18 protein-coding genes are annotated in these 21,368 nt (G+C 49.5%); 15 read left to right on the forward strand and 3 right to left on the reverse strand.

The features are described 5' to 3' along the window. Positions 1–357 precede the first annotated feature (357 nt). Positions 358–2,475, forward strand: a complete 2,118-nt coding sequence (locus DXA36_RS05785) for a glycoside hydrolase family 3 C-terminal domain-containing protein (protein ID WP_118677249.1) — start codon at positions 358–360, stop codon at positions 2,473–2,475. On the opposite strand, the gene DXA36_RS05790 is transcribed toward DXA36_RS05785, so the two are convergent. Continuing rightward, positions 2,476–3,441, reverse strand: a complete 966-nt coding sequence (locus DXA36_RS05790) for an AraC family transcriptional regulator (RefSeq protein ID WP_330424984.1) — start codon at positions 3,439–3,441, stop codon at positions 2,476–2,478. It abuts the gene before it with no gap. Positions 3,442–3,771: 330 nt separating this feature from the next. On the opposite strand from DXA36_RS05790, the gene DXA36_RS05800 reads away from it, so the two are divergent. Both DXA36_RS05800 and DXA36_RS05805 read left to right on the forward strand, forming a co-directional pair. Next, the gene (locus tag DXA36_RS05800) at positions 3,772–4,308 is read left to right on the forward strand and encodes a CarD family transcriptional regulator (RefSeq protein WP_118677255.1); all 537 of its coding nucleotides are present in this window, start codon (positions 3,772–3,774) and stop codon (positions 4,306–4,308) included. A gap of 19 nt (positions 4,309–4,327) precedes the next feature. Further along, positions 4,328–4,534, forward strand: a complete 207-nt coding sequence (locus DXA36_RS05805) for a hypothetical protein (protein WP_118677257.1) — start codon at positions 4,328–4,330, stop codon at positions 4,532–4,534. An 88-nt stretch (positions 4,535–4,622) separates the two neighbouring features. Here DXA36_RS05805 and DXA36_RS05810 read toward each other — a convergent pair whose 3' ends face one another. Continuing rightward, complete coding sequence (locus tag DXA36_RS05810) at positions 4,623–5,552, reverse strand: AraC family transcriptional regulator (protein ID WP_182478951.1); 930 nt, start codon at positions 5,550–5,552, stop codon at positions 4,623–4,625. A 216-nt stretch (positions 5,553–5,768) separates the two neighbouring features. Between DXA36_RS05810 and DXA36_RS05815 the strand changes: the two genes are divergently transcribed. The 4 genes from DXA36_RS05815 to DXA36_RS05830 all read left to right on the forward strand — a co-directional run bounded on the left by DXA36_RS05815 (position 5,769) and on the right by DXA36_RS05830 (position 11,705). Beyond that, complete coding sequence (locus tag DXA36_RS05815; protein WP_118677261.1) at positions 5,769–7,169, forward strand: MFS transporter; 1,401 nt, start codon at positions 5,769–5,771, stop codon at positions 7,167–7,169. Positions 7,170–7,261: 92 nt separating this feature from the next. Continuing rightward, complete coding sequence (locus tag DXA36_RS05820; RefSeq protein ID WP_118677682.1) at positions 7,262–8,131, forward strand: creatininase family protein; 870 nt, start codon at positions 7,262–7,264, stop codon at positions 8,129–8,131. 6 nt (positions 8,132–8,137) lie between these two features. Beyond that, complete coding sequence (locus DXA36_RS05825) at positions 8,138–9,508, forward strand: carboxylesterase/lipase family protein (protein WP_118677264.1); 1,371 nt, start codon at positions 8,138–8,140, stop codon at positions 9,506–9,508. Positions 9,509–9,695: 187 nt separating this feature from the next. Next, complete coding sequence (locus DXA36_RS05830) at positions 9,696–11,705, forward strand: glycoside hydrolase family 31 protein (RefSeq protein ID WP_118677266.1); 2,010 nt, start codon at positions 9,696–9,698, stop codon at positions 11,703–11,705. On the opposite strand, the gene DXA36_RS05835 is transcribed toward DXA36_RS05830, so the two are convergent. Continuing rightward, complete coding sequence (locus DXA36_RS05835; RefSeq protein ID WP_118677684.1) at positions 11,689–13,575, reverse strand: beta-L-arabinofuranosidase domain-containing protein; 1,887 nt, start codon at positions 13,573–13,575, stop codon at positions 11,689–11,691. The two genes, DXA36_RS05830 and DXA36_RS05835, sit on opposite strands and share 17 nt — an antisense overlap. 600 nt (positions 13,576–14,175) lie before the next feature. On the opposite strand from DXA36_RS05835, the gene DXA36_RS05845 reads away from it, so the two are divergent. The 8 genes from DXA36_RS05845 (at position 14,176) to DXA36_RS33480 (ending at position 21,359) form a co-directional block, all read left to right on the forward strand. Continuing rightward, positions 14,176–15,309 carry a site-specific integrase gene (locus DXA36_RS05845; RefSeq protein ID WP_118677270.1) on the forward strand — a complete coding sequence of 378 codons (1,134 nt, stop codon included), beginning with the start codon at positions 14,176–14,178 and terminating at the stop codon, positions 15,307–15,309. 138 nt (positions 15,310–15,447) lie between these two features. After that, entirely contained in the window at positions 15,448–15,849 is a 402-nt protein-coding gene (locus tag DXA36_RS05850; RefSeq protein ID WP_243114574.1) for a helix-turn-helix domain-containing protein, read from the forward strand. Between the two features lie 82 nt (positions 15,850–15,931). Beyond that, positions 15,932–16,585, forward strand: a complete 654-nt coding sequence (locus DXA36_RS05855) for a hypothetical protein (protein ID WP_118677272.1) — start codon at positions 15,932–15,934, stop codon at positions 16,583–16,585. 99 nt (positions 16,586–16,684) lie between these two features. Continuing rightward, complete coding sequence (locus DXA36_RS05860) at positions 16,685–18,454, forward strand: hypothetical protein (protein ID WP_118677274.1); 1,770 nt, start codon at positions 16,685–16,687, stop codon at positions 18,452–18,454. A 69-nt stretch (positions 18,455–18,523) separates the two neighbouring features. Continuing rightward, on the forward strand, positions 18,524–19,555 hold the full coding sequence (locus tag DXA36_RS05865) for a glycosyltransferase family 2 protein (protein WP_118677276.1): 1,032 nt from the start codon (positions 18,524–18,526) through the stop codon (positions 19,553–19,555). 96 nt (positions 19,556–19,651) lie between these two features. Continuing rightward, entirely contained in the window at positions 19,652–20,224 is a 573-nt protein-coding gene (locus DXA36_RS05870) for an SH3 domain-containing protein (protein WP_118677278.1), read from the forward strand. Further along, complete coding sequence (locus tag DXA36_RS33475) at positions 20,221–20,808, forward strand: glycosyltransferase (protein WP_243114575.1); 588 nt, start codon at positions 20,221–20,223, stop codon at positions 20,806–20,808. Before DXA36_RS05870 ends, DXA36_RS33475 begins: the two co-directional genes overlap by 4 nt. Before the next feature lie 8 nt (positions 20,809–20,816). Then, positions 20,817–21,359 (forward strand): glycosyltransferase family 4 protein, encoded by a 543-nt coding sequence (locus tag DXA36_RS33480; protein WP_243114576.1) that lies wholly within the window; start codon positions 20,817–20,819, stop codon positions 21,357–21,359. The last annotated feature ends 9 nt before the right edge of the window (positions 21,360–21,368 follow it).

Here is a 21,368-nt window from a genome sequence, read left to right on the forward strand (position 1 = left end):
ACGTATCTGCAGACGATACCATGCATTAGATACCGGTCAGTGAAAAGACACGGTAAATAAGAGTAAAGATAATCAGAATTGTTGAATTCATTGCCTGCTTTGATTGTAACATAGCCCGGACAGAACCGCAATATTTAACCAGCAGCCAGCTATATTTCGGAAGTAAGCCGGCGCATGGATTTGTTATAATAATTTCACATGATAACGTCGAAAGACAGTCACTTTCCGTCCTTTCGCATCCGCTCCGGGCTCTGCGATACTGGAGTGTGTTTGAAAATTCACTCTGGCGGACATGCCTGCTTAGAGCCGGATGATGCATACGGACGGGAGAAACCGAAACTATGGAGGAGTGATATAATGCGAAACAGAGAATGGGCGGAAAATAAAGCCCGCGAACTGGTATCCCGGATGACACTGGAAGAAAAGGCATCCCAGTTAAGATATGATGCCCCGGCTATTCCCCGTCTGGGTATTCCCACCTATAACTGGTGGAATGAAGCGCTTCACGGCGTGGCGAGGGCAGGCGTGGCGACCAGCTTCCCTCAGGCAATCGCCATGGCGGCTTCCTTTGACGATGCGCTGCTGAAAACAGTGGGCGATGCGGTAGCAACGGAAGGAAGAGCCAAATATAATGAATATTCCAGACATGATGACCGGGATATTTATAAAGGACTTACTTTCTGGTCACCTAACGTAAATATTTTCCGGGATCCCAGATGGGGACGGGGACATGAGACTTACGGTGAGGATCCTTATCTGACCTCCCGGCTGGGTGTCGCCTATGTGGAAGGGCTTCAGGGAAGCCAGGATGACACCTATATGAAAACAGCGGCCTGTGCCAAGCATTTTGCCGTACATTCCGGCCCTGAAAGCCTGCGTCATGAATTTGATGCACAGGCCAGCAAAAAAGATATGTATGAAACGTATCTTCCCGCATTTGAGGCCTGTGTAAAAGAGGCAGGGGTGGAGTCCGTGATGGGTGCCTATAACAGGACAAACGGGGAACCCTGCTGCGGCAGCCCCACCCTTATCCGGGATATCTTAAGGGAGGAATGGGATTTTAAAGGACATTATGTATCCGACTGCTGGGCAATCGCCGATTTCCATATGCATCATATGGTAACCAAAACACCGGAAGAATCTGCGGCGCTGGCCCTGAAGGCCGGCTGTGATGTGAACTGCGGCGTTACGTATCTGCATCTGCTGAAAGCATACCAGCAGGGGCTTGTTACGGAAGAGGAGATTACACAGGCGGCAGAACGTCTTTTTACCACCAGATTCCTGCTGGGCTGCTTTGATGAAAACAGTTACGACAACATTCCTTTTGAAGTGGTGGAATGTAAAGAGCATCTGGAGTTGGCTCAGAAAATGGCAAGGGAGAGTATGGTGCTCCTGAAAAATGACGGCATCCTTCCTCTGCATAAGGACGGCCTGAAGACGATTGGCGTTATCGGCCCCAATGCGGACAGCCGTACTCCCCTGGTAGGAAATTACCATGGGACATCCTCCCGCTATATCACCCTGTTGGAAGGGATCCAGGACTATGTGGGTGAGGATGTGCGTGTTTACTATTCGGAAGGCTGCCATATTTATAAGGAAAAGGTAGAAGGCCTGGGATGGAAGCAGGATCGTATTTCGGAAGCGCTTACGGTGGCAGAGCACAGTGATGTGGTAATTCTCTGCCTTGGGCTGGATGAAAATCTGGAGGGCGAGGAAGGCGATACCGGAAACAGCTACGCCTCCGGGGATAAGAAGGATCTGGAGCTGCCCGAATCCCAGAGAGAGCTTCTGGAAGCGGTGGCAGGCTGCGGAAAACCGGTGGTGCTGTGCATGATGTCGGGAAGCGCTATCGACATGCAGTATGCGGCGGAGCATGTAAATGCGATTCTCCAGGTATGGTATCCCGGTGCAAGAGGCGGAAAAGCGGCGGCAGATATCCTGTTTGGTGCCTGTTCTCCATCCGGAAAGCTTCCCGTTACCTTCTACAAGGATCTGGACGGCTTCCCTTCCTTTGAGGATTATTCCATGAAGGGCAGAACCTACCGTTACCTGGAAAAAGAGCCTTTGTATCCTTTTGGATATGGTCTTACTTATGGAAAGGTTATTGTTAAAACAGCCGGACTGGCCGGTGAGGTCACGGAAGGGGAAGCCTTCACGGTAAAAGCGGTGCTGGAAAATACGGGAGCTTATGATACGGATGAGGTGGTTCAGATTTATATCAAGGATCTGGATTCCCGATATGCCGTACCCAATCACAGTCTGTGTGCATTTAAGAGAGTAAGTCTGAAAAAAGGGGAAACAGCGGAAATAGAGCTGAAGGTTCCTTATGAAGCATTGATGGCAGTGGATGAAGAAGGAAAGAAGTATGTGGACGGAAGCCATTTTGTCCTGTCCGTAGGAACCAGCCAGCCTGATGACAGAAGCATCAGCCTGACCGGAACCGAACCTGCAAAGGTGGAAATCAGCCTTGCCTGATTACAGGGACGGGGAACCGGCGGTATCAAGCCGGGTTCCCCTGTTCAGGGATTTATAAGAGGAAGGCGTACAGTTTTTGGCCGTTTTAAATATCCGGTTAAAGGTGGAAAGGCTGTTGAAGCCGGACTGCATAGCCACTTCCGTAATGGACAGATCCGGCGCAAGCAGCAGCCTTTCCGCGTACGCAAGCCTCCTGCTGATTAAATATTCGTAGCAGGAAATACCTGTGAACTGCTTAAAGAGCCTGGAAAAATGATACTTGCTGAAACCGGCCATAGAGGCAAGGGCTTCTATACTCAGCGCTTCCGTGCAATGATCATTTACATAGCTGCAGATAGACATAAATTTTTCAATATATTCCTGCTGCTTGCTGGGAGAGATATCGGGGAATTTATTCCCATCGGCCAGACTCCTGCGTCCTAAGGCCACAAAAAAGCGGAGGAACAGGGAATGGACAATGGGCTCCCGGAAAGGATCCTCGCCGGTATATTCCGTCATGATTTCCTCCAGATAAGCCCGCAGCGTTTCCGCCAGTCCGCCGGATTTCCCGGCCTGTATCAGACGATAAGGCCGAAGCATGTGCAGCAGGGAATCCATACCTGCCAGACCGCAGAACAGGGAATAATCAAACTGCAGTATCATCCGTTCCCCCTTCCCCGGAGCGTGAAGAGAATGCAGCTCTCCCGGAGGAATGAGTATAATGTCCCCCGGAGAAAACCGGACGGTCTCTCCGTTGGTCCGCACCGTATAGCCATTTTCCGTGGGCATAATCAGTTCCAGCGCGGTATGCCAGTGTAGGGGAAAATCTTCGGGATCCGTATTCATAAATACCTTGATGCCTTTCATATCCCGGTATGCCACTGTCTCATGCGTGCCGTTCAGTATTTCTATCATAACCGTATCTCCTAAAAATCTGCTGTCAATTCGTAAAAAAATTCCGGCGCCAGCCTGACAATAGTATAGCATTTCAGATAAAAATTGTAACTAGCAATCTTTTTCCGGACTGGTATAAATAATGTAAAAGTGTAACCGTTCAGACTGATCTGGTAGATTACGTAAAAGTACACAATTTTTCTGCTCTGTATATGCGTAAAAATAAACAAAAATGCATGTATAACAAGAAAAATCACTTGCCCCAACCCTTTGGGATTTGGTAAAATAAATACAGGAAACCCGGGAAAACCGTACTGCCGTACTATTTGGGGCAGCATGGTTTTTTCCTTTTCCTGGAATAGCAGCGGAGTACGGCTTTTATGCGGGCCGGGATCGGTACCGCAGGAAGAAAGGAGCGGCAGCATGTTTCAAAAAGGGGAATTGATCATTTACGGAAGCAAAGGTGTCTGTGAAGTGACGGATATTTCAACGATTACTATAAGCGGGGCGGACAGGGATAAGCTGTATTATATCCTACGGCCTGTCCATGATAAGGATGGCAGGATTTTTACACCGGTGGACGGACAGAAGACGGTAATGCGGAGGATTCTTAACAGGGAAGAAGCTATGGAACTGATTGAAAGCATCCCTTCCGTCGGGCATCTTTGGGTGGCGGATGAGCGTCTGCGGGAAATGAATTATAAGCAGGCGGTGAACAGCTGTGACTGCCGGGAATGGATTAAGATCATCAAAACGCTCTGGAGCCGGAACCAGCAGCGTCTCTCCCAGGGGAAAAAAATTACGGCCATGGATCGGAAGTATTTTAAGATGGCGGAGGATAATCTGTACGGGGAGCTTTCCGCCAGCCTGGATTTACCCCAGGAAAACATGGAGGAGTATATTACCCGGAAGGTTGGCGGGGAGGGACAGGATATGGCGGAAAGTTACGTGCGGGAATAAAAGAAAGAGGTTGCAAAAGATGAGAATCATGGACAAAAAAGTGGTGCACAAACGTTTCGGGATGGGAAGTATCATCGGACTGAAGGATAACAAGATTTATGTGTCCTTCGGCAAGATTTTCGGTGATAAAATATTTCCTTATCCGGAGGTCTTTGCAGGCGATATGAAAATGATGGATGAGGATCTCCAGGAAGAACTGATGGAGGATATCGGCAGAAGTATCTGAACCGGCGGAAGACGGGGAAACAGGCAGACGGGCATAGCGGACGGCTGCCTGTTTTTTATACGGACAAAAATCCGGTGCACGGAACGGATCAGCCGGAATCCGGTTTGTGCATATTCAGCATGCGGAATTCTCTGGGAGACATACCGTATTCTTTTTTGAAAAGGCGGTAAAAAGAAGAGTAATCCGGGAAGCCGCAGGACTCCCATACATCCTGAAGGGCGGTACCCTGCAGGATTTTATTTTTTGAATGGATCAGCCGGCGCTGGATGACACAATGGTAAAAGGAGACATCCAGCTGTTTGCGGAACATGTGGGATATGGTGGAGCTGCTCACATGGAACTGGCTTGCGACATGATCCAGGGTAAGCTTTTCACACAAATGGGTATCAATATATTGGAAAACATCATCAAACAAGCTCCGGGTTTCCGTTTTGGCAACGGAGGTATTGCGGTAATAAAAGGTGCGGCTGATATGTATCATTAAATGGATAGCCCCCAGAGCTACGGCGGCCTCCCAGCCGAAGCGCTGTCCCTCCTGTTCCAGCCACAGCGTATGAAAACCGGCATAAAGGCCGGAGTAGGTGGCGTTTGTACTGCGGAGCAGACCGCTGTCCGCAAGGCGGCATTGCTCCAGGGCATAATTGAGTTCCGGGAATTGGGATGCATGGGAATGAAAAAAATCGGGATCAATCCATAGTGCGTAGCGTTCATAGGGTTCTGTAAACTCCCCGGAAAAAACAGGCCGGTGCGTCACCCCGGGCGGAATCAGCATGATATCCCCCTTTTGCAGACGGTAGCGGTTATTGTTCCAGAGATACTGCACGTTCTGACCGCGGCAGACAAACAATATTTCATAAAAAACATGAGAATGGAGATCTATCTGGTCCGCCGTGTGGCTGGTATCGTGGTTGATCTGTGCACCGGTTTGCACCATGGGGAGCTGCTGGTAAAGATTTTCGGTACTTCCCTCGAGATGAAACAGGACCTGTTTTAACTTTTGCATACTTATACTATTCATAAGGCGCTTTTCTACAAAAGTTTTATATGCATTTTCAATAATTTCTCTATCCATATTTTATCCAATCTATACAATGTGACGGAAATATTTGCCGGAATAACAAAGTTATTTGCAGAATTAACAATTCTAATTGTGATTTCAATAACGTATGCTTTGAGTATACGGAAGCGGAAAGAAAAAAGCAAGCCGCTGGCAAAATAAAAAGGAGAGAAAAATATGGGAAAAACATCGGTTTCTTCCTCCCGCAGCAGCCTTACCAGAAAAAATCTGATAGGTTATGCCATGGGAGATCTGGGCGGTTGTATGACTTTTGCGGTAATGGGTTCTTTTCTGACACCCTATTACACGGAAGTAGCGGGACTTACCACCGGGGCGGTTGCCTCCATGTATCTGATCCTGAAAATCTGGGATGCCGTCAACGATCCCATGATGGGCGCTCTGATGGATAAAGTGTTCGCCCGCACCCACAGCAGCAAGGGAAAATTCCGTCCATGGATGGTGAGGGCGACGCCGCTCCTGCTTATAACGGCCATTCTGATGTATACGGCTCCCACCTATGTAAACGGTGCGGCCAAGGTGTTGGTGGCCCTGGTTACCTATCTGTTATATGAAGCCAGCTATACCATGTTCAATATTCCCTATGGATCCCTTTTAAGCGCAATGGCGGGAAATGATGCGGAACGTGCCAACCTGTCCAGCGCCAGGGGGTTTGGTTCCATGATTGGAAATCTTATTCCTATGTTTATGTTCCCGATTATCATCGACACCATGACAGCCAATCCTCAGCTGGGATACACGGCAGGCGTTACCCTATGTGCGGTGGTGGGCTTTATCGCCTGTATATTGAGCTGCAAGTGGACCTGCGAACACAATTCCCGGCCTGTGGAAGAGGATATCAAGGATTCCAGCGATATTAAATTTACGGATATTCTGGTGGTATTCAAAAAGAACCGTGCGTTTGTGGCGTTGTGCCTTCAGGGGTTATTTTACTGTATCATGCAGTATATGGGCACCACACTCGGCATTTATATGTACAGGGATGTGCTTGGCGCTCTCAGCATGATGAGCATGATGACCTTGATCAGTATGGGGCTGAGTTTTATTTTCCTGGCACTGGTTCCTAAAATAGTTGCCAAAAAAGGGCTGGAAAAAACAGTGCGTGCCAGCCAGCTTATCAGCGTTGCCCTGTATGTCCTCCTGTTCCTGCTCCCCAATAATATTTTCCTTTATATGGGAGTATCCGCATTTGCCAGCGGTTTCGGCGGTATAACCGTGCTGATGCAGTGGGGCATGGTGGGAGAAGCCATTGATTATAACGAATATGTTACCGGAAAAAGGACGGAAGGATCCATTTACGGAACCTTCAACCTGATGCGCCGTATCGGGCAGGCCCTGGGTTCCTCGGCGGCAGTGGCCCTGCTGGGAGTCATCGGGTATGTGCCGGGGGCACAGGCCCAGTCGGCGGGCGTACAGATGGGAATTAAAACCCTCGTCGTGCTGACACCTGCAGTTTTCCTGTTCCTTTGCTGGGTTTCCCTGAAATTTGTGTGGAATATCACTCCGGAAATCCGGGAATTAATGTCGGCATCCAGGAATCCGGAGCAGTCCGGAAAATAAAGGAAAGCAGCGGACGGCGGTGTCATACATAAGCCCGGGAAAGGATCGGGTTACCGCCGCCCGTACAAAGCAGAAAGGAGATCAATATGGAACTGCGAAGCCGTTTTTTGCCGAAATTATTAAACAGTGAGGTAGAAGCGTACCTGGAAGAAAAGGATATCATCATCGTGCCGGTGGGGACGGTTGAGATGCACGGCGGACTGCCGCTGGACTGTGAGACGGTTATCAGTGAGGCGGTGGCACTTAAAATGGCGGAGGCCTGTGACGGCCTGGTTCTGTCGGGGCTCCCCTATTTTTATGCGGGTGCCACGGCCAGCGGAAGGGGAACCACACAGGTCAGCGTGCGTCAGGGAATTGATTATTTGGGGGCCATTGCACGCAGTCTGCTGCGTCAGGGCTTCCAACGCCAGATCTATATCAGCCTGCACGGGCCGGCGCATATGACCTGCAGTCCTATGGTGCGGGATTTTTTCGATGAAACCGGCGTTCCCATTCTTTATATGGATATGACTATGCAGATGTTCGGCGCAGCAAAGGATTTGTTTCAGGCAGAGGATATGCAGAAAAATCCCGCCGCTTTTATGGAAAAGCTGGATGGGATGTTCCTGGGGGCTTATGATATCCTGGGAAGGCTGGAGGACGTACCTCTCACTACGGAATTTTTCTCCATGAAGCCCCAGACGGTGGCGCCCTTTAACGGGCTTTTCAATATGGCCTACCAGAGCGGGAGCGTGGGATACTGTTTTGGGGATCCGAGGGATCATGCTTCCACGACGGCGCTGCCCACACCCGGACGCAGGCAGGAGCTGGCGGATGAGGGGAAACGGAGGATCGACGAGCTTGTAAAAAGGCTGGATATGCCTGGTGTGGTGGAAAACCTTGCCCGCCTTAAGGGGTTTGAAGACGGGGTTATGGAACGGTTTCCATGGATGCCGGCGGCTTATAACAGGAAAGGAAAGTAAAACGCAATGATACAGGATTACCGGGTACAGACGCCCTGCGGACTCATACAGGGAGCGGAAGGAAAAGAAGAGGGCGTTGCTGTTTTTAAAGGGATCCGTTATGCAAAAGCAGGGCGGTGGGAATATCCCGGACAGGTGACCCATTGGGAAGGCGTTTATGATGCGGGCAGCTTCGGCGCCTGCAGCTTTCAGCCCCGTGCCTTTTATAACGAAGAGGAGGTACCGGAAAAGGCCTTTTACTACCGGGAATTTCGGAAAGGAGAAACTTATACCTACAGCGAGGACTGCTTTTTCCTGAATATATGGGCGCCTGTGGAAAGCCGGGATGCGCCGGTGCTTTTCTATATCCATGGAGGCGGCTTTAAGGGAGGCTGCGGGCATGAAAAGCATTTTTCGGGAGAAGCCTACTGTAAACGGGGGATCATTCTGGTAACCTGCAACTACCGGCTGGGACCGCTGGGCTTCTGCTGCCTGCCGGAGCTGGAAACGGAGGCGGGACATACCGGCAACTATGGTCTGTATGATCAGCTGTGTGCGCTTCAGTGGGTGTATGACAATATAGCGGCGTTCGGAGGAGATCCGGGACGCATTACCATTATGGGGCAGTCGGCAGGGGCTATGAGCGTACAGCAGCTGTGCGTCAGCCCTCTGACCAGGGGCCTTATTTCCGGTGCCGTCATGCTGAGCGGCGGGGGCGTTTCCCGTCTGCTGGCCCCACGCACCGCCCGGGCTGCCTTTTCTTTCTGGGAGGAACTGGCCGGCCGTCTGAAGGCTCCGGATCTGCAGGCGCTGCGTGAGATAGGGCCGGAGAGGCTTTTTGAGGAATTCGCAAGACTGGGCAGGGAGAAGAAAAATGCCATGGCCTTTGCAGGCCCCGTACTGGACGGGACCATGCTTACAGAGACGGCTTGGGCGGCGGCCGGAGCGGGGCACCAGCTTGCAATCCCTTATTTGTGCGGATCCACCAGTGAGGATATTATGCCGCCCCTTATTCATAAAATGGCAAGAAGATGGGCCGGAATCCAATCTGAACAGGGCAAATGCAGCAGCTATGCTTATTTCTTCTGCCGGCAGCTGCCCGGTGATGACAACGGGGCATGGCATTCTTCGGATCTGTGGTATGTATTCGGTACGCTGGCAAATGGCTGGAGACCCTTTACGGAATGGGATTACCGGCTGTCGGAGGCTATGGTGGATTATTTCTCCCATTTTATCAAAACCGGAAATCCCAATGGGCCGGGGCTTGCGCAGTGGCTTCCTGTGGAAAAGGGACAGAACAAGGTGATGCGTTTCGGGGATCAGGATATGCATATGGGCGGCGTGTCACTGGCCGGGCTGGTACGTACTATGGTGACCAGGCATTCTGTGGGGGAATAGGGGGATGCGGACTCCCCGGCCCGGACTATCGCCCGGAGGGGGAGCCGTCCAAAGGAAAGCGGAGCTGCCGGACGACTGCGCAAGAGCCGGATTTTCTGGTAATTGTGTCTTGTTTGTGTGTTGGTAAACCCCTATAATAGTACCAGAATAGTATAAGCGGCATAATAGGGAAAAGGAGCGGGCAGACATGCAGACAATGAGCAGGGAAGGGAACAGGCTGGTGTATCGTTGGGACGGGGAAACCCTGGTGGTGGAGCCTTGGGGAAACAACAGTTTCCGGGTGAGGAGCGCCATAATGGGGGATCCGGAGGATACGGATTATGCACTTCTTCCTCCGGCGCAGACAGAGGTTTTCCTGGATATCGGTACGGGTAAGAGTGAGATCAGGAACGGCGGGCTGCGGGCGGTTATGGAGAGAGAAGGCGGTGCACGGGAGGAAGGCGGGCCGGTCTGTCTTTCTTTTTACGATAGGAAAGGGTGCCTGCTGCTTCAGGAAGAAGGGAAGGGCGGGGCTCTGAACAGGAGGAGCCGTTGGTTTAAACCGGTTATCGGCGGCGATTATGAACTGACCGTCACCTTTGCCTCGCAGGCGGAGGAAAAGCTGTATGGGATGGGGCAGTATCAGCAGGATTTTCTGAATATTAAGAACTGCAGCCTGGAGCTGGCGCAGAGAAATTCCCAGGCCAGTGTCCCCTTTGTGCTGTCCAGCCTGGGCTATGGCTTTTTGTGGCATAATCCGGCTGTGGGACGTGTCAGCTTCTGTGCGAATACCACGCAGTGGCAGGCACAGAGTACACGGCAGATGGATTATTGGATTACGGCAGGGGATACGCCGGATGAAATAGAATGCGCTTATGCGGCGGCCACAGGGACGGTGCCGCAGATGCCGGAATATGGCCTGGGCTTCTGGCAGTGCAAGCTGCGGTACTGGAACCAGGAGATGCTTCTTCAAGTGGCCCGGGAATACCGGCGGCGGGAAATTCCGCTGGACGTGATCGTGTGTGACTTTTTCCATTGGCCCAGGATGGGGGATTTCCGGTTCGACGAAGCTTTTTTCCCTGATCCGGAAGGAATGGTACGCGCCCTGAAGGAAATGGGGGTGGAGCTGATGGTTTCCGTCTGGCCGGAGGTGGCCTGGACCAGTGAAAATTATGAAGAAATGAAGCAGAAGGGGTACCTGGTCAAGGCGGAGAAAGGGATAGATCTCGCCAAGCTTTTCAATGAAAACAGCACCTTTACCGATGTGACCAATCCGCAGGCAAGGGATTATCTGTGGGAAAAATGCAGGAAGAACTATTATGAGAAAGGGATCCGCCTGTTCTGGCTGGATGAGGCGGAGCCGGGCTTATCTGTGTATGACTATGATAATTACCGGTGCCGTATGGGAACCCAGGCACAAATCGGGAATCTGTATCCCCAGCTCTTTGCCAGGGCCTTTTATGAAGGGCTGCATCAGGCAGGGGAGGAGCAGATAGTCAGCCTGGTGCGCTGTGCATGGGCGGGGAGCCAGCGGTATGGCGCCCTTGTCTGGTCCGGGGATATCCATTCCGACTGGGGCACTCTCAGGAGGCAGCTGTGTGCCGGGCTGAATATGGGAATTGCAGGAATCCCCTGGTGGACCACCGATATCGGCGGCTTTACCGGAGGAAATCCGGAAAAAGAGGAATTCCGGCAGCTCCTGGTCCGATGGTTTGAATGGGGAACCTTCTGCCCTGTGATGCGCCTTCATGGCGATCGCCTCCCGTCGGAAGAGGTGGTTGGAACAGACGGCACCAGGTACCAGCATTCCGGCGGCCCCAACGAGGTATGGAGCTTCGGGGAGGATATCTGCCGGATTCTGACCTCTTATATCCGTCTCCGGGAGGCTATGCGCCCTTATATAAGGCAGCTGATGCAGGAAGCCCATGAATGGGGAAGGCCGGTGATGCGTCCTATGTTCTATGAATTCCCGGAGCAGGAGTGCTGCTGGGAATTAAAGGAGCAGTATATGTTCGGCAGCGATATGCTGGCAGCGCCGATCCTGTATGAAGGGGCGGTACAACGAAGGGTATATCTGCCCGCAGGCCATACCTGGACATATCTCCATGACGGTACGGCCTATGAAGGCGGACAGACGGTTCTCGTACAGGCTCCCCTGGAAGTGATTCCCGTTTTTTTGAAGGACGGGTGCTGCCGGGAACTTATTGGTCTGATTTAACCGGAAAATAAATGCTGTAGGGTTCATAACCCACTTCGTGTAACGGGATGAAACGGATGCCCCTTTCCTGTCCGGTGGTTCGGAAGGTGGACTTCCAGCTTCCCCATTCCCGTTCGTTGTCGTGGGTAAGAATCTGCTCCGGATGGGCGGCATCCGGTACTTGAAGGATGCGCTCCTCTTCACACAGGCCGGCCAGGACGAGGGGGCCGTACAGGAAGGCAACCGTGCTTTCATCCTCCGGAAGCGGGAAGCAGGTTACCGCCCTGGGAAGAAGGATGCGGATAACATCCCCGTTTTTCCAGACACGCTTTAACGGTACAAAAAGGCAGGAATCGCTGCTTCGATATACTTCCGTGTCGTTTACCAGGATAACGGCTTCGCCGGCAAGCCATCCGGGTATACGCAGCTGAAGCGTCATTTCCGTATCTTTTTCTAATTCCAGCTTCAGACAGGGAACCAGACAGTCCGGCTGAGAAGGGTATTTCCGGGTATCCTCCAGCACGGACTGTTTTGCCGAGGAGGTACTTGCCAGATGAGAGCTGCCCGTCAGAGGATCTGCGCGCTGCAAAAGCGTCACGCTGCTGCCGTTTACCGTGCATGTGGTCTGGCTGTCCCGATACTGGCAGACATATAAATGATCCTCCTGCTGGTAATAAATCCCCCTGTTGAAAGCTGCGTTAGCCTGCACCATTGTTCCGTGGCAGCAGAAAAAATCACCGGTTTTGCTGCTCCAGCCCTTCCTTCCCCCGGCCCGCATGGGAAGAAAATACGTGAGCAGACCCCTGGAAGGATAAGGGCTGGTAAAGCCATGGCTCAGATCGCTCTGCCAGTAGGCCTGGGACATCAGGCCGTTATACAGCAGCCGTTCCTGATAATCCAGATAAGCCGGATCCCGGCTCCAGCGGAAAAGAAAGCCCGCAAGCCGGATCATATTGTAGACCGTACAATGCTCCTGGCCCTTCAGGCCGAGTCTGGCCCCCAGCTTCTTTTTCGGCGACCAGATTTCTCCGCAGGTCTGCCCTCCGGTAGCGTACTGTCCCCTTTGGGTTACCGCCAGATCCCAGTAATTCTCTGCGATTTTCCGCCATTTTTCATCACCCGTCACGTCATAGGCCCTGGCACAGCCGATAACCTCCGGTATGGTGGTGTTTGCATGCATATTGGTAAGAACATCCTCACCTTTCAGAAGAGGATCAAACAGCCGGCCCCTGTAATACCGTTCCATCAGCGCCGCATATTTTTCTTTACCCGTAATGCCGAATAGCTGAACCCAGATCTCCAGCATGCCGCCGGTTTCAAAGTCCAGGATATCATCCATTTGTTCCCGGCTGAAATCCTTTGTCCAGTCATAGAACCAGTCAGCAAAATTCTCTGCAATCTGCAGTGCCGTCTCATTTCCCGCATATTCGTACATATCCAGTAAGCCCATAAATACCTTATGGATGGTGTAATGGGGAGCCCATACCTGCTTCCCGCCTGCGATACGGTACAGATATTTCTCCGGGATAGGAGCCGCCCACTGCCCTCCGTTTTCCTTCTGGCATTCCGCCAGCTCATCCACGATACTGTCCGCTTTCGCTTTGATTTCCCTGTCTCCCGATGCATGATAACGCATAGCCGCTGCAGAAAGCCAGTGCCCCAGAAAATGCCCCCGCAGCTCGCAGGTGGGAAATTCCCAGCCGCCATGCATACCTTCGATAGCTTCCGCAGAGGTGTCACGCCCTGCCTCCAGATTAAAATTCAGCAATAAAAACCGGTTTTCCAGATGCATCATATAGCTGCGGTTTTCGTCCTCGCGCCGGCGCAGCTCCGGATCCAGCAGCTGCGTCTGCCTGCCGTCCAGTTCCCTGAATTGACTGTTCGTATTCATTTGTCCCCTCCTGTAAGTGATTGATAAACTGCCGGCAGCATTAAGAAAACAGCCTGCCGTGCCGATGCCTATATTATAGGAAGGAATACATGCCGCCGGAATGGACAGAGTGGTAGAAAGCATGTATAAAGTGGAAAAGTTACCCCCTATATTTCCTGAAAAAAAGCGGCACTTAATTTTTTTATGGTCAACGGATGACTTTATCCGGACAGGAAAAGGTTACGGGGGATCCCGCTGTCCTGAAAAAAGCAAAAGAAAAACAGGCGTATGGAACGCCTGCCGTAATAAGTTCGGAAATCCTTTTCGTAAAATACTTCCTTTTGCGAAAGAAACTCTGTCTTAAAATCTATAATAATACAATGCTCTTTTGAGATTTATTATAAAAGAGGTTTTAAATTTTGTCAATCTATGTATAAAATATAAAATTAATATTTACTTTTGCACGAAATTCGTCTAATTCACCAAACAAATGTAACGATGTAACTTTAAACAAGTAAAATAGTAACAGAAATCAGATTATATCTAAAAAAGATTTTCCGGCAAGCGGTTCCGGTTAATTTATGAACCGTCAACTATTTCGTCAGGACAATGGAGGAGATTATGGCAAGAAAAGGCGAAAATATATATAAAAGAAAAGATGGAAGATGGGAAGGCAGATACCGTATTCCCCAGGTTTTAGGCACAAAAACTTCGTACCGTTCCGTATACGGGCATTCCTACCGGGAGGTCAGGGAAAAGCTGATTTTGAGAAAACAGGCCCTTATGCAGCCGTCAGGGAAAAAAACACAGCTTCCGCCCATGCTGACACTGGGGGACGCCGCCGGACTCTGGCTGGAGGAGAACAGGATTAAATGGAAGGAGTCAACCTATGCAACCTACCGCTCCATTACGGAAAAACATATCCTCCCTCTATGGGGAACGCAGCCGGCCTGCATTTTTTTAACGGAAAAACAGCTGTCTTTTCCGGAACACCCGGAAAGAAAGGAAAAGGGTAAAAAATATTCCGGTACATACCAGCATCAGATCCATGTGATAGCGGGCCAGATTTTCCGCTTCCTGGATAAAAAATATCAATGCGGCATCCCCCAGTGCCCGCCGCCTCCGGCCCCGGTCAAAAATAAAACCATTACGCCCCCCGAAGGAGACAGGCTGCGCAAGCTGGAAGCTTGCCTCCTGAACCGGGCAAAGGATAAAGATCCTACCAGCATCGGGATTCTGTTATCCGGCTGCTGCGGCCTGCAGATCGGAGAACTATGCGCCCTGCAGTGGGAAAATATAAACTGGGAGCAGGGCACGATCCGGATAAGGGGAACGATGCAGCGGATCCGCACATTCCAGCAGGAAAAAAGCGGAACCAAGGTTATCGTAACCGGCCCCAAATCCAGAAGCTCCAACCGGGAAATCCCTTTGCCGGCCTATCTGCTGGAATTTTTAAAAGGGTTAAAAGGAACGAAGGAGGGATATGTCCTTTCCGGGAAGAAAAAAGAATATCTGGAACCGAGGACCCTGCAGTACCGCTTTAAAAAAATCCTGGAACAGCTGGAAATCCCCTATTTTAATTTCCATATGCTCCGGCATATTTTTGCAACAAACTGTATCTCCAGAGGATTTGACATGAAAACGCTCAGCGAACTGCTGGGTCATTCCAACATTACCACGACCATGAGAATATACGTTCATTCCGATATGGAAAGAAAAAAGCAATTGATGGCCGGATACAGGCTGGCATCTTAAAACACAGCCATAGGCCGTCAAAAAAATGGTCATTTTTTACAACATAACTGTAGTACATTGTGATCTGCCGTTTCTTTCGCAAAAGGAAGTATTTTACGAAAACTCGGATCCCGTCAGGAAAGACAGCAGGTGTATAAAATGTCCCAATCAAAAAGCTACAACCGTCTGATGGCAGGCAACCGCCTGTACGAGCGGCGGAAACAGCTGGGCTGGAGCAGAGGATATGTATCCGAAAGAGTGGGCAAGGTGGAAAAATACTATGCGGATATCGAACGCGGAAGCTGCGGTATGAGTATAGAGACGCTGATAGCCCTGTCCGATCTCTATGGCATATCCCTGGATTATATTATATATGGAAACCCGGAAGAAAAGAAAGAGGAATTACCTGATAAAGGAACGGCAGTAATGAATATTCTGAAAGGCCTGACGCCGGCGGAATACGAGTGCTGCCTTGATATGATGCTTATTTTTGCCAGAGGAGTGGGCAGTAAGCAGGAACAGGATGCTTTCGGGGAAAGCCGTACAGAACATCTCACATAGTTACAGAGGATATTCAAATTATGTGTTCCTAACTGATGCATGATTGGATATAAATTTAATGACACGCAAGGAGGAGAAGAAGATGAAAAGTAAGTCATTAAAAAAAGTGCTTGCAACGGCACTTGCACTGAGCCTTGTCATGGCTCCGGTGATGGGAGTGAACGCATCTACCAACAATAATGCTCCGTCCGAAGGATCCAGTACTTCCGTATCAACAGAAGTAGCCGCTACGATCCCCGAGACAAGCACAGTAAGCGTTGGCGGAAAAGTTTTGACTTCCACAGTAAAGGGAGCGTATATGTCCAAGACAATTCCCGGAACTGTAGTTGCAACCGATAAGGCGACCCTGGCAGCAGGCTACGGCCTGGCAGCAGGAGAGCAGCCTTATACAAGAGTATACGATATCAATGAAGCAAAGAGCCCTGCAGCAATGGCAAGCATCAATGCGGCTGCCGGAGCAGTTGGCGGTACCGTAATTGCTACCGTTAACGTAGAACTGGGCAAGCTTGCAGGCGGAAAATTTTCCCTGCTGGCACAGGACGGAGCGCCTATAACCATGGCATTCGGAATCCCGAAGAGCGCTGTTAAGGCAGGCTTCGCGTATGCTATGATCTGTGTACGTCCCGGCGGCGTTATTGAAGTGCTTCCCGACCTGGATGCAGATCCTAACACCGTAACTTTTAATACGACAGGCGGTCTTGGCGCATATGCAATGATTATGTATCCTGTAGCTTAATTTGACAGGATAACCATAAGAAAACAACAGGAAAGATGTCTGGGAGATGACCGGCAGGCGGCTGTCGGTTGTTTCCCAGTATTCTCGTAAGGGACGGGTATGTTACATAAGTGGAAAAAAAACAAAGCAGCTGTCTATCTGGTGCTGCTGATGCTTCTGTGTTTTTGCCTGTGCCAGTACGGGCTGCAGCGTATCTTTGGTTTTTCCCTGTTTCCGGATGAATTCGGATACTGGGCGCCGGCTGCAAAAATGCTGGGGTGGGACTGGTCGGAGGCTACCTCTCTCGGCTCCTATTATTCCTTCGGATACAGCCTGGTATTAGCCCCCATTCTCTATTTTGTTAAAGACTCTATTCTTGCCTACCGGACGGCGGTAGTTATAAATATGATTTTGATGTGCATCGGGCTTCTGCTGCTGTATAAGCTGATGCAGAAACTTTTTCCCGGAATGGAAAAAGAAAGGGCTGTGATAATCAGCGGGATTGCCGTGCTATACCCGCCCTGGATTTTTTATATGCAGATGACAATGACGGAAGGCCTGCTTCTGTTTTTATATATCCTGATATGTTATTTATTTGTCTGTTTCCTTGAAAAACCCCGCGCATTGACGGCTGTCGGGCTGTCGGCGGCGCTGGTATATATCTATTTCGTGCACATGAGAAGTATTGGAATGATTGCGGCAGGGAGCGTGACTTTGCTTTTGTGGGCTTTTGGCAATAAGGATTCCAAACTTCGTAAAAATGTACTATTGGCATTATTTCTGCTGTTTGCTTTCGTTTTAGTTGGGTTGGGAATAAAGGATGGCCTGATTGAAAAGCTTTATCATGGGGCCTCGGAGGAACTGCTTCAATACAATGACTATTCCGGACAGTGGGAAAAGCTTAAGGTTCTGGTGAGTATCAGCGGGATTAAGAATTTTCTGGCGGGCTGCGCCGGTAAAGCACTGTATCTGGGGCTGGCAACCTGTGGTCTTGCTTATTGGGGAATGTATCTCCTTATAACAAAAGTGGCTGATACCTTTCGGGATTGGAAAAAAGGAAACCTGGTAAAAAAAGATTATATCTGGTGTTTTATGCTTCTTGCGACTGCGGCACAGTTTATAGTTACAGTGATTTACACATTGGGCAGTGCGGATACGGGAAACAGCCGATTGGATTTATTTATACATGGAAGATACAGCGAATTGATTGTTCCCCTTCTTCTGGCACTGGGAATCAAGAAGGTCCTGGAAAGCCGGAGGCTGTGGCTTGGCACCGGCATAGCGATAGGAAGCACGGCGCTGTTTGCCGGGATTGCAACTTTTATTATCCATGCAAATGATACCGGCATGGACAATATCCATGGCTATTTTATGATAGGTATGAGTTATCTGCTCGAGGAAGAACACTTCCGGGCAATTCCTTTTTTATGGAAGGCCTGGGGAGCCGGGGTATGCCTGATGCTTTTACTGGCTCTGGTAATAACCGTATTTGGAAAAAGACAGGCGGAATGGATTCTGGCAGGTATGCTGTGTCTGCAGGCGGCGCTTGGGCTTCAGGCGGGCGAGCATTATGTTTATATCGGGAATTCCTATGGATATGGGGATATACAGATTGCGGACAAGCTGAAGGAAGCGATGGAGATGGATGATTCAGGCCGGATTATCCACATTTACGAAGGAGATAATCCTTACATACAACAGGTACAGTTCCGGATGAGAGAAATAAAAATTGAAATCTGGGATGCAGGGAAAACGGAAATCAGGCCGGAGGATATACGCGGGAACGATAAGCTTATCCTGGAAGCCGGCAGTGAATATAGAAAAATAATGGAAACACAATACGAAAGAAGCTGGGAAGCCGGGCATCTGTGTCTGTACTATAATTCCTGATTCGTGACGGATAGGAAAGAACGGACAGGAAGCGTCAGCAACGTACCATCGGAGAAAGCGGAGGCTGTTATGAAACTGATTATTCAAATCCCGTGTTATAACGAAGCGGAAACTCTGGAAGTAGCACTCAATGATCTGCCCAAAAAACTGGATGGAATTGATGCGATCGAGTATTTGATCATCAATGACGGAAGCCATGACGATACGGTGGAAGTGGCCCGGAAATGGGGCGTGCATCATGTAGTAAACTTTAAACAGAACAAGGGGCTGGCAAAAGGTTTTGTGGCCGGCCTGGACGGCTGCCTGAAATGCGGCGCCGACATCATCGTGAATACCGATGCCGATAACCAGTATTGCGGAGACGACATTGCGGTACTGATTAAACCCATTCTGGACGGGGAAGCGGATATGGTAATCGGAGAGAGGCCTATTGATGATACGGAGCATTTTTCCTTTGTAAAAAAGAAACTGCAGCATTTCGGAAGCTGGGTGGTGCGCAAAGCTTCCCATACGGAAATTCCCGATGCACCCAGCGGTTTCCGTGCCTTTTCACGGGAAGCCGCCATGCGCGTGAATGTGGTAAATGATTATACCTATACGTTGGAGACGATCGTACAGGCGGGCAGGGAAAAAATTGCCGTCACAAGCGTTCCCATCCGGACAAATGCGGAACTGCGTCCCTCCAGGTTATTCAAGAGTATCTGGGGCTATGTGAAAAAATCGGTGCTGACAATTTTGCGGGCCTATATGATGTACAAGCCGCTTATGTGCTTTACCCTGCTGTCGATTCCAAGCGTGCTGATCGGATTGGGGATTGGCGTGCGGTTTTTATATTTTCTTGCAAACGGTACGGGCAGCGGGCATATACAGTCCCTTATTCTGGCGTGTACCCTGATTATAATTGGATTTCTGACCTTTATGATAGGTCTGGTTGCGGATGTGATTGCGGCAAACAGGAAAATACTGCAGGATGTGCAGTATCATGTGAAACGGATGGAATATGACAGGGAAGCGCCGGTGAAAGAGGATAAGAAGAAGGACTTAACAACGGATATTCTTTATTTTAGCCCGGAACGCAGTGACGGGGCGGCAGTAAGGTAAGGAAAAAGGGAAGATAGAGCAGGATTGAGATTGCCTTTTAAACTACGGATTGATGCAGTATTGCAGGCAGGCCTGTGATATGCAAGAGGGATAAAAATGAGAAAAACCAGAGATATAGATAATTTCAGACAGAAAGCATTTCGTTTATTATTAGGATTATTACTTCTGCTTTTATGGGGCGGCTATATGTCTTTGCACGTGCGGGCGGAGGAAGCGGATGGATCACAGAATGCTAATGTCCAGGGGAATTTAATGGCAGCTGCAGTGGATACGATTGGCCGCGGACAGCCCTCGGAGAATGCAGCTTCCGTAGTGGAACTGCCGGTTGGGACCCATCTTTTTGTTGTGGGGGAAGAAACGGATGGCTGGTATGAAATTTATTACCAGGGGAAAACGGCATATGTACCTTCATCGGATTTGACGCTATCTGCGGCAGTGGATACGACGGCACTTGAACAGGAAATGCAGAAAATCGGGGAAGAGGACGGTGCATTTATTGAATCTTTGGAAATGCAGAGAAAAGCAATAACACGTTCAAAGGTTTGGAGAATCGTTATTATTGTTTTAATTGCTGCAGTGTTTGTGACAGGAGTGGTTTCCGCTTTGCGAAAACCAAAGAATGACGGAAAACCTGCAGGTATGAAGAAGAATACAGGAAAAATGAGATGAGAGAGAACATGGAAAATATAGTTCTTGTAGGGCCGGTATACCCGTATAAAGGAGGCATTTCCCATTATACAGGTCTGATGTACCGTGCACTTTCTAAGAAATATAAGGTTACCATGGTCTCTTACAAATTCCAGTATCCCAGGCTGCTTTATAAAAATAAGCAAAGAGATTATGATAACGACAGTTTTAAAATTGAGGGCACCAATTATTGGTTACATACGGCAAACCCAATAAACTGGTTTACAACAGCAGGAAAAATAAAAAAACAAAAACCGGATCTTGTGATTATTCAATGGTGGCATCCTTATTTTGCGCCATGCTACTGGAGCCTGGCGAAAGCCCTGGGAGGATTAAAAATTCTGTTTGTCTGCCATAACGTATTCCCGCATGAAAGATTCCCGTTGGACAGAATGCTGACGAGGATGGTCCTGAAGCAGGGAAATTATTTTATTGTACAATCGGGAACGGATGCCGGGGATTTGAAAAGTATTATGCCGGATGCCAGATATGAACAGACAGTTCATCCAACCTACAATGCCTTTAAGTTTGAAAACCTGTCTAAAAAAAGTCCAGGGAACTTTTAAAAAAATCCATGCAGGAAAAAGTACTTCTGTTTTTTGGTTTTGTAAGAGAGTATAAAGGGCTGCGGTATCTGATAGAAGCCATGCCTGAAATAAGCCGTAACATAGCAGATATTAAGTTAATGATTGTCGGTGATTTTGGAAGTGAAGAGAATAAAGAGGCGTATGTCAATTTAATAAAGGAAAATGAAGCAGAAGAATTTATCGATATTTATGATGGGTATATTCCTGACCGGGAGATAGAAAAATTTTTTGCTGCATGTGATTTAGTGGTACTGCCTTACGTTGATGCCACGCAAAGCGGGATAGTCCAGATTGCGTATGGGTTTGAGAAGCCTGTGGTGGTTACGGATGTGGGAGGACTGCCGGATGTGGTTGAGGACGGGAAAACAGGGTATGTGGTGGAAGCACGGAACCAGGGAGAATTGGCGGAGGCTGTAATTACATATTTTCAAGAGCAGAAGGAAACAGATTTTGAAAAAAATGTAAGGGATGAGGCTTATAGATTTTCCTGGGAGCGGATGACAGAGATAATAGAAAGACTTAGCAGATAGGTAGATAAA

It is taken from the genome of Eisenbergiella sp. OF01-20, assembly GCF_003478085.1.
Lineage (GTDB): Bacteria > Bacillota > Clostridia > Lachnospirales > Lachnospiraceae > Eisenbergiella.